Genomic DNA, 15,217 nt, shown 5'->3' with positions numbered 1-15,217 from the left:
CTGTGGGGAATTAATGGTTTAAGAATGTTGAATTCAACGGATCAATCCATTAAAATGTCCAATATTTGGATCGCTGTTTCACTAATTTTGGTACCAGGGCCAAATATGGCCACGGCTCCAGCTTTAAAGAGGTAGTCATAATCCTGTTTTGGCACTACGCCTCCCACAATGACCATGATATCTTCCCGACCGTATTTCTTGAGCTCTTCTATAATTTGGGGCACCAACGTTTTATGACCTGCCGCCAAGGAAGATACTCCCACCACGTGCACATCGTTTTCTACAGCCTGTTTCGCGGCCTCCTGAGGGGTCTGGAACAAGGGGCCGATATCTACATCGAAGCCCAGATCGGCATACCCGGTAGCCACAACTTTGGCTCCCCTGTCATGTCCGTCCTGACCCATTTTTGCAATCATAATCCTAGGTCTACGACCTTCGGTCTCAGCAAATTGGTCGGCCATCTCCCTGGCTTTTTTAAAGCTCTCGTCGTTTTTGATCTCTTTGGAATACACTCCTGTAAATGATTGAATTTTTGCTTTGTACCGTCCGAAAGCAACTTCCATGGCATCGCTTATTTCCCCTAAGGTAGCTCTTGCCCTCGCTGCTTCTACCGCTAAAGCTAGTAAATTCTCGGTAGTTGCGGTTCCTTCGGTCGCTTGTTTTTCTTTGGCTGCTTCGGTCAGTTTTTTTAATGCCGCTCCTACATCTGCCGAATTTCTGTTTTTTTTGGTCTGTGCCAAACGTTCTAACTGCTGTTTGCGCACCTGCTCATTGTCCACTTCCAAAATCATGAGGGGATCTTCTTCCTCCAGTTGATATTTGTTGATGCCTACTATAATATCTTGGTTGCTATCTATCCGGGCCTGTTTTTTTGCTGCGGCCTGTTCAATGCGCATTTTAGGGATACCAGCCTCAATGGCTTTGGTCATTCCTCCCAATTCTTCAACCTCTTCAATAAGTTTCCAGGCTTTATGGGCAATCTCATCAGTAAGGTATTCCACATAATAACTTCCCGCCCAAGGATCTACCGTTTTGGTGATCTTGGTTTCGTCCTGTAAAAAAAGTTGTGTATTCCTTGCTATTCTTGCCGAAAAATCGGTGGGCAGTGCAATGGCCTCGTCCAAGGCGTTGGTGTGCAAACTTTGGGTGCCTCCAAAGGCTGCAGCTGCAGCTTCAATGGTGGTTCTGGCCACATTATTAAAAGGATCTTGGGCAGTAAGACTCCAGCCACTTGTCTGTGAGTGTGTCCGTAGTGCTAGGGATTTCTGATTTTTTGGATCGAACTTTTGAACCAATTTTGCCCAAAGCATGCGACCTGCCCTCATTTTGGCAATTTCCATAAAATGATCCATGCCGATGCCCCAAAAGAAAGATAGGCGAGGTGCGAACTTATCTATATCCAAACCAGATTTAAGTCCGGTTCTAATGTATTCCAGTCCGTCTGCCAAGGTATATGCCAATTCTATTTCCGGGGTAGCGCCAGCTTCCTGCATATGATAGCCGGAAATACTGATGCTATTGAATTTTGGCATGTGCCTGCTTGTATACTCAAAAATATCAGAAATGATCTGCATGGAAGGTGCCGGAGGATAGATATAAGTGTTCCGCACCATAAATTCCTTAAGGATATCGTTCTGTATGGTCCCTGCCAATTGTTTTGGGGATACCCCTTGTTCTTCTGCGGCAACGATATAAAAGGCCATAATTGGTAAAACAGCTCCGTTCATGGTCATGGAAACCGACATTTCATCCAAAGGAATGGAGTCGAATAGAATTTTCATGTCTTCCACAGAATCTATGGCAACGCCAGCTTTACCTACGTCTCCTACTACGCGCTCATGATCGCTGTCATATCCACGATGTGTTGGTAAGTCAAAGGCTACAGACAGCCCTTTTTGTCCTGCGGCCAGATTACGTCTGTAAAAAGCATTGCTTTCTTCGGCAGTAGAAAAACCAGCGTATTGTCTTATCGTCCAAGGTCTTCTGACATACATGGTGGAGTAGGGCCCACGTAGGTTGGGCGCTATCCCCGCTGCAAAATTAAGATGTTCTAAATCTGCTACATCTTCCTTGATATAGAAAGGGGTTTCAGAATTGACTTTCCTCTTTGTTTTGGAAGCTGGAGTTTGGTTACCTGTATCTTCAGCCACTTTTAATTTTAGGTGTTGCAGGTCTTTTCTACTCATCTTTCAATCTTTTTTGTTCCAAGGCTTCGGACAGTCGTTTTTCAATAATGGGCTCCAATAAGGTTTTTCGGGCATCGGTCTTAACAAAGGGGAAGATCTCCATATCATCCTTCATCCTATCTTCCTTATTGATATACTTATTTGTACCTACCAATACCTCTTTATGGGTATTGAACAGTTCTTGTTCTTTTTTGGCGCTTTCCTTAATTTTTTTCTGGATGGTATGTTCTTTCAGTTGCTTTAAAAAACCGCCACCGGCTTCCAAGGATTTAAATAGATCCAAGGCTTTTTCTGCCAATTGGGTAGTTAGGCTTTCTATGTAATAGGCACCATCAGCAGGATTACTGACCTTATCAAAATAGCTTTCGTGTTTTAAGATCAGCAATTGGTTTCTCGCTATACGTTCGCCAAATTCATTACTCTTGTGGTAAAGCGCATCATAAGGTAGATTACAGATGGTATCTGCGCCTCCAAGGATGGCCGACATACATTCCGTAGTGGTCCTGAGCATATTTACATTGTAATCGTAAAGGGTCTTGTTGCGTTTGGACGGCAAGGCCAGGATGTGGCATTCCAGATCCAAATTGTATTCATTGGCCAAGGTTTTCCACAAGAGGCGCATGGCCCTAAGCTTTGCTATTTCAAAGAAATAATTGGTTCCCACGGCCATTTTAAAAGTGATGCCCTGAATAGCATTTTGGGTGGCGTCCTTGGTGAAATGGTTTAAATACTCATTGGCATGTGAAAGCGCATAGGCCAATTGCTGCACCATATTGGCGCCGGCATTTTGGTAAAGGCTGGCATCCACTGCAAGGATATTATTGAAATTATTGGCCTGGTTCTGGATAATTACTTCTTCCAAGATCTCATGGTCCTTTTTAAGGTTATGGAACCAATTCCCACTTTTGGCCAAGTGGCCGATAAGATCAATATTCAGATGGATGCGATGGGTTTTATTACCTATAAAATTAAAGAGTCCCTGTATATATTGTACCGATAAAAACTGAAATTCGAAATGGATGACCGTAGCTTCCAGGGGGATATCCTTTAAAAGCCGTTCTATTTTAATTTCCTCAGAGGCAACTGTAAAAAGCAGACTATCTGCACCCCTGCGCAACGCCTCTAGCGCTTTGGCATTTGCCATGGTTGCATTCTTGGCATAGATATGTTGGGTAATTTTCCAAGAAGTTCCCAAGGGTAGGGAAAAATCGATGCGGCCTCCATTTTCATCAGAATGGTAAAAAGGCTTTACTTTAATCCCTTCTGGAGATTCCCATATCAAATTCTCATTATAATCCGCTCCTTTTAAGTCGAATTGTATTTGTTGCTTCCAGGCTTTGGAGGAAACTTCTTGAAATTCGTTAAAAAGTTTGGGTCTACTCATCTTCTTTATTTTTTAGGCTGTCCTCGTATTCTATTAAATAGATTTCCTCGTTCTTTTTCTTGAGGTAATACTTTTCCCGGGCAAATTTTTCCAGTTCCTTCTTGTCGGATAACTTTTCTATCGTCCTTTTATCATTTTCAATCTCCTCCTGTAGGAACTCCTTCTGCTTCTCCAGCTTTTTAATTTCTTTTTTCAGCTCCCAATGGATGAAGAGGGAATTGGTATCAAAAAAGATCATCCAAATTAAAAAAACGGTTAGCACCAATACGTACATATTGGTGGCTATGCCAAACCACTTTTTTTTTCTCAGTTCTTTTAGGCCCATTGCTGTCTATGCTAGTTTTTCATTAATGATGGTCCGTACGATATCTACGGCCACGGTGTTGTATTTATTGTTGGGGATAATGATATCCGCAAACTCCTTGGTAGGTTCTATAAACTGGTTGTGCATGGGCTTTAGGGTGTTCTGGTAGCGGCTCAATACCTCATCCAGATCCCTTCCGCGCTCGGTAATATCCCTTTTTAACCTTCGTATCAACCGCTCATCGGAATCTGCGTGAACGTAGATTTTTATGTCGAACATCTCCCGGATTTTGGGATTGGTCATAATCAAAATCCCCTCAACGATCATTACCTTTCTTGGAAAGGTATGTATGGTATCCTTGGTGCGATTGTGCTTTACAAAGGAATATACGGGTTGGTCAATGGGATTTCCTTGTTTTAAAATTTGTAAATGCTCAATGAGTAGATCAAAATCTATGGCCCTAGGATGGTCAAAATTGATATTGGTGCGTTCCTCATAGGTAAGGTGGGAGATATCGTTGTAGTACGAATCTTGTGAAATTACCCCCACTTCTTCAAAGGGCAGTTCGTTAACGATCTGATTTACAACGGTTGTTTTTCCACAGCCAGTTCCTCCGGCTATTCCAATAATGAGCATGCTTACATATTTTGTCCAAAAATAAGGATTTGGGATGAAACTACGGACTTTTTGATAGAACGTCCTATACCGTTTTCGTAAGTGTAAGATTGGGAGTGTGGTTTAAAGGGAATAGCTATTATTTCTGGGTGCTGTTTTCTTTATATATGTATGTCTTATGCAAGTGGATGATATTCGTGCAAGTAGGGGAATTTGTATTTTCTGCTCATTTTATTTTTAAATTATTTTATTTCTGACTGTTGAGGGCACGAGCGTGACGCTCGCGCTAGCATAGGGAGTCTCATTTAGTATACGTTTCTAAAGAAATTGGTCCTATGTTATCCCCAAATTCACCTGTATAGGGATTAAATTTTCTATATTCCTCTACTTCTTGCGATACAATACCAATCTTTATATCAAACTCGTCATTTTCTATCCAGCCTATCGATCCGAACTTTCCTTTTTTACCCCTCATATTGACTCGGGATGATTCCTTTGATATAAAAGTCGGCGGTTCTACTTCATACAAAATAGAACCATCAGGATTAAAAACCATTAAGCTATTTGGATAGGAGTATTTTTTAGAATCAACTGGAAAAATTGATATCATCAAGTCCATTTTCGGAGAAGGATATGCCAATATTGATTTAGGAGCCATTTTTGTTACAATATTGCTATTGTAGCTCCATTGAATATCGAAAATATATTTTTTATATTCCTCATGTTTGATGTCATCATACGGATTTATTCCGGGACCATAGTTGAACTGGAAGATTCTAGGCTCTTTGAACTCTTCAACTTCAAATCCTCCTATTGAATCGTTCCACCCACTTTTCAGATTATAATAACGTCTAGCAATCATTTTTATATCCTCAATCATTTCTAATGTTATTTTAAAACGTTTTCGTACCTAGTCCTTTTAAAAAAAGTACCACCGCTGGCGCGAGCGTCACGCTCGTGCCTTATGTTTAGTTCTAATTAAATACAATATCTAATATTTCTAAATTAGATAATTTTCTATGAACATTAACTGTTCCAAAAGGTATTTATTTTAAATTGAAAAGAATGCCATGCGTAAGTTTGAGATGCACGAGCGTGACGCTCGCGCTAGCAGAGGGCACGCTCGTGTTAGTAGTGACCCAATTAAGCTTTTGCCTTTTTGATGATTAGAAATTTTCTGAATTAAATAAAATTCACAATATGTTTAATTGGGCAAGAATACCACCCCACTTGATGAGTCGCGCTTAGCTCCTGTAACTGAACTCAAACAATTCATTTCCTGCTCCAGTCGCAGTACACCCATAAACGCAAAAACAATGGCCTCCTTAAATTCGATTAAAGTTTTGGAAGGGATTTCCACTTTGGCGGTGGACCCTAATTTTTCTTGAAGGGTGTCAATGAGAAAACAGTTCAAGGCCCCGCCACCGGTGACCATTAAAGTGTTTTCTTTTTTTGTGACCTGCTGTTGTACCTGTAATGCTATCTGCTCACAAATATGGTGGACGGCGGTGTGTAAAAGGTTTTCCAAACTGTCTTTAGTACCATCAACTATAGGAACTACTTTTTCCACAAACCATTCAAAACCTATAGATTTTGGAAAGGGCGACCTATAAAATTCAAAAGCGTTCAATTGTTGCAACATCATCTTGTTCAGGGTTCCTTTGCTGGCCAGTTGTCCGTCTTTGTCATAGGCCAACCCTACTTTCTGGGTGATATGGTTCAGGATCATATTGGCCAATCCTATGTCATAAGCCAAACGAACTCCTTCATGCTCAAAGGAGATGTTACTAATACCTCCCAAGTTCAAACAAAAATCATATTCGCTAAATAATAATCGGTCCCCAATAGGAACTAAAGGCGCTCCCTGTCCGCCCAAAGCCACATCATTGGTTCTAAAATCACAGACCACTTTATGGCCACTGGCATTGGCCAAATGCTGTCCGGAGCCTATTTGAAAAGTGAGCCCTTTTGCCGGTTGGTGGTGGGTGGTATGCCCATGACTGGAAATAAAGTCGACCTCCAAATGATGTTCTTCTATAAATTTCTTGGTTTGTTCGCCCAACCATGTGCCATAGGTATTATGGAAAATGAGGAGCTCGTCGGCAGGTAAGTAGATAGAATTTTTTAGTGTGTCAAAAGTCTCCTTGTCATATGAAATACTCTTGGATTCCAGAATCTTAAACTCCCAACGGTCATGCTGCCTCCAGATATGGCAATATGCCAAATCCAAGCCGTCTAAGGAGGTGCCCGACATGAGTCCGATTACTTTGTAGATGTGCATACCTCAGAATTTAGGGTTATGGGAAGCTTTCCTTTTGCGTCTACCTTGCCCAGAAAATGGTTTGCCGCATTTTGCTGGAATGTTTCAAAATCCTGAAAGGCAACGACCACAGCCCTGGCTTTCTGAAATGGCAATAGGTTTAAAAAGTAGGGGTTTCCAAAATGATAAAGAACCACATTTTGGTTGGCAAGTATTTCTGAAATAAGTGCCAAATCTTGTTGAGATACTCCAAAATTATCTTTTGGCTTCACTAGTGGTGGAAAGAGTGTCAAAAGCACGTTTTTACCCTCTATTTGCTCTAAAATTTCCTTTTTTGAGGAAGATTTAGTAGAAAAACCCGCAAAAGTAACTGATTTTGAGATAGTGCCAAAGAATGGATTATCTGCCTCTTTTCCGATAGTGACTCCCACAAAACCTTCTTTTCTAAAGGGATTTATATTCTTTTGATCACCATGAACCAGGCTAAGACTTTCATAGGCCAACTTATGGTTCAAGCTCACTGGGTTTCGTGCTTCATCTGGAGACTCTTTCAAAGCATTAAAAGCCTTTAGTTTTAGATTCCAAAAACGTTCAAAGCTTTCCTCTATCTGTTGTTTTGAAGCGTTCTTTAAGATGAGGTCCATACCCTCCTTTATATTTTCAGCAAAGCATAGGACATCGTTGCCCGCATCAAAAGCCACCCATTCCAATTCCCCTTTTGTGGGATACATTTTAGAAACACTATGCATATTAAGGGCATCGGAAATAACAACCCCATTAAACTGTAATTCTTTGCGCAAGACCCCCTTGATGATCTCTTTGGAGAGGGTAGCGGGGGTGTTTTTTCCATTGGACAAGCTAGGAACGGACAAATGTCCGATCATGACCGAATCTACCCCGTTTTCTATCAATTCGCGAAAGGGAAAAAGTTCATTTTCCCAAAGGGCCTCTTTGGACTTCTCAATAATCGGTAGTCCCAAATGGGAGTCGATCGCCGTATCCCCATGTCCGGGAAAATGCTTCGCACATGTAAGTACGCCTTCGCTTTTGGTGCCCAGGGTATAGGCAATGGCCTTTTCCGACACTAGTTCTTTGCTCTCGCCATAAGATCTGTAGCCTATAACCGGATTGTTCGGGTTGTTGTTGATATCCACCACAGGTGCTAGGTTCCAATGGATACCACAATATTTGCAATCATGGGCAATGTTCTTCCCTATTTTAAAAATAAGCTCGGTGTGCTCTTCTAGGGCACCTTGGGTAATGGCATAGGGGTATTGGGGCGCTTGTTCCACCCGCATCGCCAAGCCCCATTCTGCATCTATACTCATCAGCAAGGGAGTTTTGGCTGCTTTTTGGTAACGGACAATCAATTTTTTAAGGGTTTCCAGGCTATCCTCGTTGTAGACCACTTCTTTTTTGCCCTCAAAATTGGTGGCAGCACTGGCCCTGCTGTGAAAAAAGCAAAGGCTGCCTATGTGGTGTTCTTTGATCAATTTTTCCAAGGCCTGTATTTCTGATTCACTATCATTGATAAAGGCTGCCGGCATAAACAACTGTCCGACTTTCTCTTTTAGCGAGAGCTCGGCTGAGGCTTGCGGATATGGGACTGGTCTAGTCATTGGTCGGGGCTGTTTTTTTACCGTAATCGGCAGGATATTTTATGAATTTCAGCAAAAATAGGGCAGGGAGGGCAGCAATGACCACCCAGATAAAAAAGCCACCATACCCCAACCATTCTTGGATATAGCCACTTATCATTCCCGGGATCATCATTCCCAGGGCCATAAAACCTGTGGCAATGGCATAGTGTGAGGTTTTGGAAGTCCCTTCGGCGGTATAGATCAGAAATATTAAAAAGGCTGCAAAACCAAAACCATAGCCGAATTGTTCCAATACTACCGTAGCTACCACGGCCACAATATTTGTAGTATTTGTCAGCGCCAAAACAGCATAAAGGGCGTTGGGCACATTCAAGGATAGTACCATGGGCAGCATCCATTTTTTTAACCCATCACGAGAAATCAATATTCCGCCCAAAATTCCTCCAATAGAAAGCATAATAACACCAACCGTTCCATAGATGGTCCCAACCGCTTCTGTAGAGTAACCAAGGCCGCCCTCGGCTACATCATCCAATAAAAAAGGGGAAGCCATTTTTACCAACTGTGATTCTCCTAAGCGATAACACAAAATAAAAGCAAGGGCAATACCCAGATGTGGCTTTTTGAAAAATGAGGAAAAGACCTCCAAAAAACTGGCAGGTTTATCTTGTGGGATGGCCAAGGATGTTTCGAACTTTGGGGTAACAAAAAAGTTTGATAGGGTAAGCAACAGCATTAAGAAAGCGGTACAGGTCATGGTAATGGACCATGCCTTGGTATTGTCTCCGTAGTAATTTTCGAGAAATCCGGCCAAGATCACGATAAGGCCCTGACCGGTTACCATGGCCAACCGATAAAAGGTACTCCGCATCCCCACAAAAAAGGACTGTTTCTTTTCTGTAAGTCCGATCATATAATATCCATCCGAGGCAATGTCATTGGTGGCAGAGGCAAAAGCCGCCATCCAGAAACAAGCGAGGGAAGTCATAAAGAAAATATTGGTAGGTAGCGTAAGGGCTACGCCCAGTAAGGCAACTGAAATGAGGAGTTGCATACTGAGGAACCAATTGCGTTTTGTGCTTTTAAGATCTACAAACGGACTCCATAATGGTTTTAGCACCCAGGGCAGATAGAGCCAGCTGGTATAAAAACCGATATCTGCATTGCTGATACCCAGTTTTTTGTACATGATCACCGATACGCTGACAACTAAAATATAGGGAAGTCCTTGGGTAAAATAAAGTACGGGTACCCATGCCCATGCCCATTTGTCTTTTTGAACCATAGTGTGCTAATTGGTCTAAAAATAGTATAATTGATGAACTTTTGGGTAATAATTACTATATAAAAATATTGACTAATCCTCCTTGACAGTTAGTTTATTATTGGCCTGATAAAGGTCTGTATTTTTGATGATGGGGTGATCTTAAATAATAAAAGCCCACAACAGGTGTAGGCTTCTGTTTTATATTTGATGTGTTATTAAAAATGATACCGTACAAAGCCTTCCATAGCTTCATATTCCGCCAATCCTAAGGCATCGTATTTCTTGGCGGTCTCTTGGTTTCGTTGCTCTGCACGCTGCCAAAATTCCCTTTCATCGCTTCCTGGGAACATGGCACTGTCTTTTTGGGATTGGTGTTTAAAAATGGCATTCTTTTTCCTACGCATGTCTTTTGGTCCAATAGGAACCGTCATTTCCATATCTGCAATATCCCATTCCTGCCATGCGCCCCTATACAACCAGACGTAACAATCTTGGAGCCACTCGGCTCCCTCGTTTTTTAATTGCTCCAAGGCCTTATAAATTACCTGTAGGCATACCCTATGGGTCCCATGGGGGTCAGAAAGATCTCCCGCGGCAAAAATTTGGTGGGGTCTTATCTTTTTTAATAGGTCTTTGGTAAGGTTGATATCAACTTCCGAATACGGCTTTTTCTTTACCGTACCCGTTTCATAAAACGGCAGATTCTGAAAATGGGCATTTTCTTCTTTTACGCCGCAGTATCGGCAAGCGGAAAGCGCTTCCCCTTTTCTGATGAGCCCTTTAAAATGCTGTACTTCCAAGCTATCTGCTTCCCCGGCGCCCTTATGGTTTAAGAAGTCCCTTACTTCCCTGTATTTTTGTTTTAAGGATTCATTTTCATGTTGGATATCACTGGCAAAATCCATAAAACGAATCACTTCATCATCAAAAACTGCGATGTTACCTGAGGTTTGGTAGGCTACATGCACTTCATGGCCCTGATCTACCAAACGTAATAATGTGCCACCCATGGATATGACATCATCATCTGGGTGTGGACTGAATATTAAAGAGGTTTTTGGGATTGGGGTGTTTCGTTCTGGTCTGTTATGGTCATCGGCCTTGGGTTTTCCTCCAGGCCATCCAGTAATGGTTCTCTGTAATTGATTGAAGACCTTTATATTGATATCTTCGGCTGATCCTTTTTCTGCCACCATACTCCCCATGCCATGTTCGTTATAGTCTTCGTTGGTCAATTTTAATATCGCCTTTCCCAAGGTGTGCGATAGCCAAATGGTTGCCTTTTTCATCCTTAGGTCGGTCCAATCGCATTCCCCCACCAACCACGGAGTGTGAATCCTTGTCAAGGAGGAGGCAGAAGCCTCATCCAAGATAAAATCGCAATTGTCATGACGCTGTAAAAAGGTGGCAGGAACAGATTCTTTGATCTCACCTTCCACTGCTTGCCTGATGATGTCCGACTTCCCTTCGCCCCACGCCATAAGGATAATTCGTTTTGCGTCCATTATGCTACCTACGCCCATAGTAAGAGCTTTGGTGGGAACATTTTCATGTCCAAAGAAATCACTGGCGGCATCCAATCTGGTGACCCTGTCCAAACGTACCATTCTTGTTTTACTTGTGATAGTGGACCCTGGTTCGTTAAAACCAATATGCCCCGTTCTTCCTATACCCAATATTTGGATGTCCAGTCCGCCGAAACTTTTTATTTTTTGCTCATAGTGCTCACAAAACGACCTTACGTCTTCTTTTGGAAGGGCGCCATCGGGGATATGGATATTTTCTTTTTTGATATCCAAATGGTCAAACAAATGTTCATTCATAAAGCGCACATAGCTATGGATACTATCGGGTTGCATAGGGTAGTACTCATCCAGATTGAAGGTAACCACGTTGCTGAAGCTCAGACCCTCTTCTTTGTGGAAACGAACCAAATACTCGTACATTTTTGTGGGCGTTGATCCTGTGGCCAAGCCTAAAACTACCTTTTTACCCACTTTTTGTCGTTGTTTGATGAGTTGCGCAATTTCTTTGGCTACAAACAAAGAAGCCTCTTCCGAATTTTGGTGGATAATGGTATTTATCTTTTCGAATTTTTTGGCTTCGATTTCTTCCTGTCTATTGGTCATGGAACGTGTTTTTAAAAGCGTTATAAGCACGGCAAATATAAGCAAATAATTTAAATTATGCTTTTTTATGCCGTAATTATTGCCGTATTATGCTGTTATTAATTTACATTTGCATGTGTAACGATATAAAACAGCATAAAATATAAATCTTTATCTTTGCTGAAATCAATTAAAAAAAGGGATATTTTGTTAAAAGAAGAACGCCAGAGAACCATATTGACCGAAGTGGTCTTGCACAATAGGGTGCTACTGACCGACATTGCTGAAAATCTAAATGTCTCTATTGATACTGTACGAAGGGACGTGAAGGAATTGGACGCGGAAGGGAAACTTAAAAAGGTTCACGGTGGTGCCATAGCTTTGGGCTTTACCAACTACACTCCTAAAAACGACAACACTTATGCCTTGACAGAAAAGTCAGTGATTGCCGAAAAGGCAGTACGTCTTATAAAAGAGGGGAGTGTAATTTTTATTGATGGGGGTACCACGTGCCTGGAATTGGCTAGGGCCATCCCTTCTAAAATGCAGCTTACCTGTTTTACACATAGTTTGCCTGTTGCTTTGGAATTATTGAACAAAACTAATATAGAAGTTATTTTTGTGGGAGGACAACTATCCAAAGATGCCCAAATGGCGATAGGGGCAAGCACGGTATACAACCTATCCCAAATTAAGGTAGATTATGGTTTTATAGGTACTGGTTATGTGGATGCTGCCTTTGGGCTGACCGAGTTCGATTGGGATATTGTTCAGGTGAAAAAAGCGGTTATGGACGCTTCAAAAAAATCGGTACTTTTGTGCATCTCGGAGAAATTGAACTCCCAGCATCGATACAAAACCTGCGATATAAATTCAGTAAACATTATGATTACGGAATTAAATCCAGAGAACAAACAATTAGACTCTTTTAGAAACCACGATATCCACTTACTATAATCATGTCCAAATACAACAAAATTACAGAGGAAGCCTCACAGTATGAAAGTCTGGAACAGATGGAGACAACGACCATTTTGGAAAGCATGAATGCTGAGGATAAGAAAGTGGCGGACGCTGTTGAGAGGACTATTCCCCAGATTACAAAACTTGTAGATGCATTGGCCCTCCGCTTTGAAAGAGGTGGAAGACTGTTCTACATTGGTGCAGGTACCAGCGGGCGGTTAGGGATATTGGATGCCTCAGAAATACCTCCAACTTTTGGGATGCCCCATGATAGGGTGATAGGTATTATTGCAGGGGGCGATAGTGCTATTAGAAAGGCAGTGGAAGGTGCAGAAGATGATACCCAACAAGCCTGGAAAGATTTGGAGGCTCATAAACCTACAGTAAACGACACCGTAATAGGGATAGCCGCGTCTGGGACTACCCCTTATGTATTGGGAGGAGTGGTAGCTGCAATGAATAATGGCTTGCTTACGGGTTGTATCACCAATAATCCTGGATCCCCATTGACCACTGCCGTGGAAATTCCAATTGCCATTAATGTCGGCCCCGAATTTGTTACCGGAAGTACCAGAATGAAAAGCGGTACAGCCCAGAAATTGGTGCTCAATATGATCTCCACTGCCCTAATGATTAAAATAGGGAGGGTAAAGGGCAACAAAATGGTGAACATGCAACTCAGCAACAAGAAATTGGTAGATCGTGGCACGCGATATTTGGTGGAAGCTTTGGAAATCCCTTATGACGATGCCGAACGATTATTGCAACTGCACGGCTCCGTTAAAAAGGCCATAGACGCTTATCAAAAATAGGACTACCTTTTTCCGATAGCAGCAACCTCTTCTTCGGTAACCATTTTATCATTCTTATTGCCCCAGGAATTGGTAATGTAATTCATTACATCGGCAACCTCGTCGTCTGTAAGCCCCATAGGCATCATTGTGTTGTTGTATGTTTTTCCATTCACCACAATTTCACCTCTTTGTCCATATTTGATACCTCGGATACTTTCCTCTCTATTGTTCATCAAATAATCCGATTTGGCCAAAGGTGGAAATGTATAGGGAACCCCTTCTCCTTTTGTCAAATGACATGTAACACAAAAATCGGCATAGATCTCGCTCCCGCGCTCCATGCTTTCTTTTAGCTTATTGTCCTGAAATAGGGTATTGGCCAATAACAGCACTATGGATATATAAATAACTAATAGAACTTTCATATTTTAATGAATTTTTATTGATGTAAAGACAACGTTTAATCTGAAGACCTGTCATCAAATAGATTAAGGCTTCAACACTTGGTGAAAACTATTCTGAAGGAACGAGTTTCAGTACTCCCTTGCCTTCAACACCTATATAAATAAATCCGTCTGGGGCCTGGTAGACACTTCTGACCCTACCTATATCTTCCAAAAGTTTTTCACGGTAGACTACTTTTTCCCCTTCCATGGCCAATCTTTCCAAATATTGAAAAACAAGGGAGCCCACCAGTAAATTGCCCTTCCAATTTGGGTATTTATCTGAGGTGACCATCACCATGCCACTGGGAGCAATAGAGGGTACCCAGTAATGGATGGGTTGCTCCATTCCTTCCATTTCGGTTTTATCGGTAATAGGGGTGCCACTGTAATTGATACCATAGGTTATTACAGGCCATCCATAGTTTTTGCCCTTTTTAATGATATTTATTTCATCCCCTCCTCTAGGTCCATGTTCATGGTCCCACATTTCACCTGTTTCCGGGTGTTTTATCAAACCTTGGGGATTTCTATGTCCGTAACTGTAAATGGCTTTTTTGGCTCCTGCTTCATTCACAAAAGGATTATCGGCAGGGATGCTTCCATCATCCTTAATCCTATAGATTTTACCACCATCCCGTTTAATATCCTGTGGGTTTACATCCCTGTCCCCACGTTCTCCAATGGAAAAGAATAAATAACCATCATTATCAAACTCCAATCTGGATCCAAAATGCTGTCCGGCCGTGGTATTGGGAGTTGCTTTGTATAATAACTGGTTGTCCACCAATTTAAAATCTTGCAATTTTGCCCTCATTACGGCAGTATGTCCACCTTTTTCTTCCCCTTCAGATGATGCATAAGAAATATAGATCCAACCATTTTCTTTATAATTTGGATGCAATTCTATATCTAAAAGTCCCCCTTGTCCCCGTACATAAACCTCAGGAACATTTTCTACACTTGTTTTCTTTCCATCCTTAAAATGGATGAGATCTCCAGATTTATCGGTGATCAAAAAAGCACCATCTGGGAGCATAACCATGCCCCATGGAATAGAAATTCCATCAACTACCGTTTCAAAGGTTATGGCTACACTTTCTGCGGTTTTCGCCTTGTTTTCTGGTTCTTGTCCACAAGAAATGGTTGTCATTACAACGAATAAATAGAGAAATACAATACTAATTTTCATATCTTAACGTTAAGATTAATAATAGAAGGAATAGAATTAATGTTTAAAGATAAATAGATTTTATAAGTAAAAACAATTACACCAAAGAATATTCAAGATC

The 15,217-nt window shown here is 41.6% G+C and carries 13 protein-coding genes; 2 read left to right on the top strand and 11 right to left on the bottom strand.

The window, feature by feature from the left end; genetic code table 11:
• Window positions 1-41 precede the first annotated feature (41 nt).
• From scpA to nagB, 9 genes are all read right to left on the bottom strand, one after another.
• Entirely contained in the window at window positions 42-2,186 is a 2,145-nt protein-coding gene (gene scpA / locus SB49_RS06530; RefSeq protein WP_062054974.1) for a methylmalonyl-CoA mutase, read from the bottom strand.
• On the bottom strand, window positions 2,179-3,570 hold the full coding sequence (locus SB49_RS06525; protein WP_062054972.1) for a methylmalonyl-CoA mutase subunit beta: 1,392 nt from the start codon (window positions 3,568-3,570) through the stop codon (window positions 2,179-2,181). The genes scpA and SB49_RS06525 overlap by 8 nt, the downstream gene beginning before the upstream one ends.
• Window positions 3,563-3,895 carry an FtsB family cell division protein gene (locus SB49_RS06520; protein ID WP_062054970.1) on the bottom strand — a complete coding sequence of 111 codons (333 nt, stop codon included), beginning with the start codon at window positions 3,893-3,895 and terminating at the stop codon, window positions 3,563-3,565. The genes SB49_RS06525 and SB49_RS06520 overlap by 8 nt, the downstream gene beginning before the upstream one ends.
• A gap of 6 nt (window positions 3,896-3,901) precedes the next feature.
• Entirely contained in the window at window positions 3,902-4,510 is a 609-nt protein-coding gene (gene udk / locus SB49_RS06515) for a uridine kinase (RefSeq protein WP_062054968.1), read from the bottom strand.
• Window positions 4,511-4,790: 280 nt separating this feature from the next.
• A complete protein-coding gene (locus SB49_RS06510; protein ID WP_062054966.1) occupies window positions 4,791-5,369 on the bottom strand; it encodes a hypothetical protein in 579 nt (192 codons plus the stop codon).
• A gap of 324 nt (window positions 5,370-5,693) precedes the next feature.
• On the bottom strand, window positions 5,694-6,770 hold the full coding sequence (locus tag SB49_RS06505; protein ID WP_062054964.1) for an anhydro-N-acetylmuramic acid kinase: 1,077 nt from the start codon (window positions 6,768-6,770) through the stop codon (window positions 5,694-5,696).
• Window positions 6,752-8,368, bottom strand: coding sequence for a glycoside hydrolase family 3 protein (locus SB49_RS06500; protein WP_062054962.1), 1,617 nt, complete (start codon window positions 8,366-8,368; stop codon window positions 6,752-6,754). The genes SB49_RS06505 and SB49_RS06500 overlap by 19 nt, the downstream gene beginning before the upstream one ends.
• Window positions 8,361-9,635: an MFS transporter gene (locus SB49_RS06495; RefSeq protein ID WP_062054960.1), complete on the bottom strand. Its 1,275-nt coding sequence runs from the start codon at window positions 9,633-9,635 to the stop codon at window positions 8,361-8,363. Before SB49_RS06495 ends, SB49_RS06500 begins: the two co-directional genes overlap by 8 nt.
• A gap of 197 nt (window positions 9,636-9,832) precedes the next feature.
• Window positions 9,833-11,746 carry a glucosamine-6-phosphate deaminase gene (gene nagB / locus SB49_RS06490; protein WP_062054959.1) on the bottom strand — a complete coding sequence of 638 codons (1,914 nt, stop codon included), beginning with the start codon at window positions 11,744-11,746 and terminating at the stop codon, window positions 9,833-9,835.
• Window positions 11,747-11,932: 186 nt separating this feature from the next.
• Here nagB and SB49_RS06485 point away from each other — a divergent pair, with 186 nt between their 5' ends.
• The gene (locus tag SB49_RS06485) at window positions 11,933-12,682 is read left to right on the top strand and encodes a DeoR/GlpR family DNA-binding transcription regulator (protein ID WP_062058934.1); all 750 of its coding nucleotides are present in this window, start codon (window positions 11,933-11,935) and stop codon (window positions 12,680-12,682) included.
• Window positions 12,683-12,684: 2 nt separating this feature from the next.
• Entirely contained in the window at window positions 12,685-13,500 is an 816-nt protein-coding gene (locus tag SB49_RS06480) for an N-acetylmuramic acid 6-phosphate etherase (protein ID WP_062054957.1), read from the top strand.
• 2 nt (window positions 13,501-13,502) lie between these two features.
• Here the strand turns inward: SB49_RS06480 and SB49_RS06475 are convergent, their stop codons facing one another.
• Together SB49_RS06475 and SB49_RS06470 are read right to left on the bottom strand one after the other, a co-directional pair.
• On the bottom strand, window positions 13,503-13,907 hold the full coding sequence (locus tag SB49_RS06475) for a c-type cytochrome (RefSeq protein ID WP_062054955.1): 405 nt from the start codon (window positions 13,905-13,907) through the stop codon (window positions 13,503-13,505).
• Between the two features lie 88 nt (window positions 13,908-13,995).
• On the bottom strand, window positions 13,996-15,117 hold the full coding sequence (locus SB49_RS06470) for a PQQ-dependent sugar dehydrogenase (RefSeq protein ID WP_062054953.1): 1,122 nt from the start codon (window positions 15,115-15,117) through the stop codon (window positions 13,996-13,998).
• Between the last annotated feature and the right edge of the window lie 100 nt (window positions 15,118-15,217).

Origin of the sequence: Sediminicola sp. YIK13 (assembly GCF_001430825.1) — a bacterium.
Lineage (GTDB): Bacteria > Bacteroidota > Bacteroidia > Flavobacteriales > Flavobacteriaceae > Sediminicola.
This window is presented reverse-complemented; position numbering and strand designations above follow the sequence as displayed.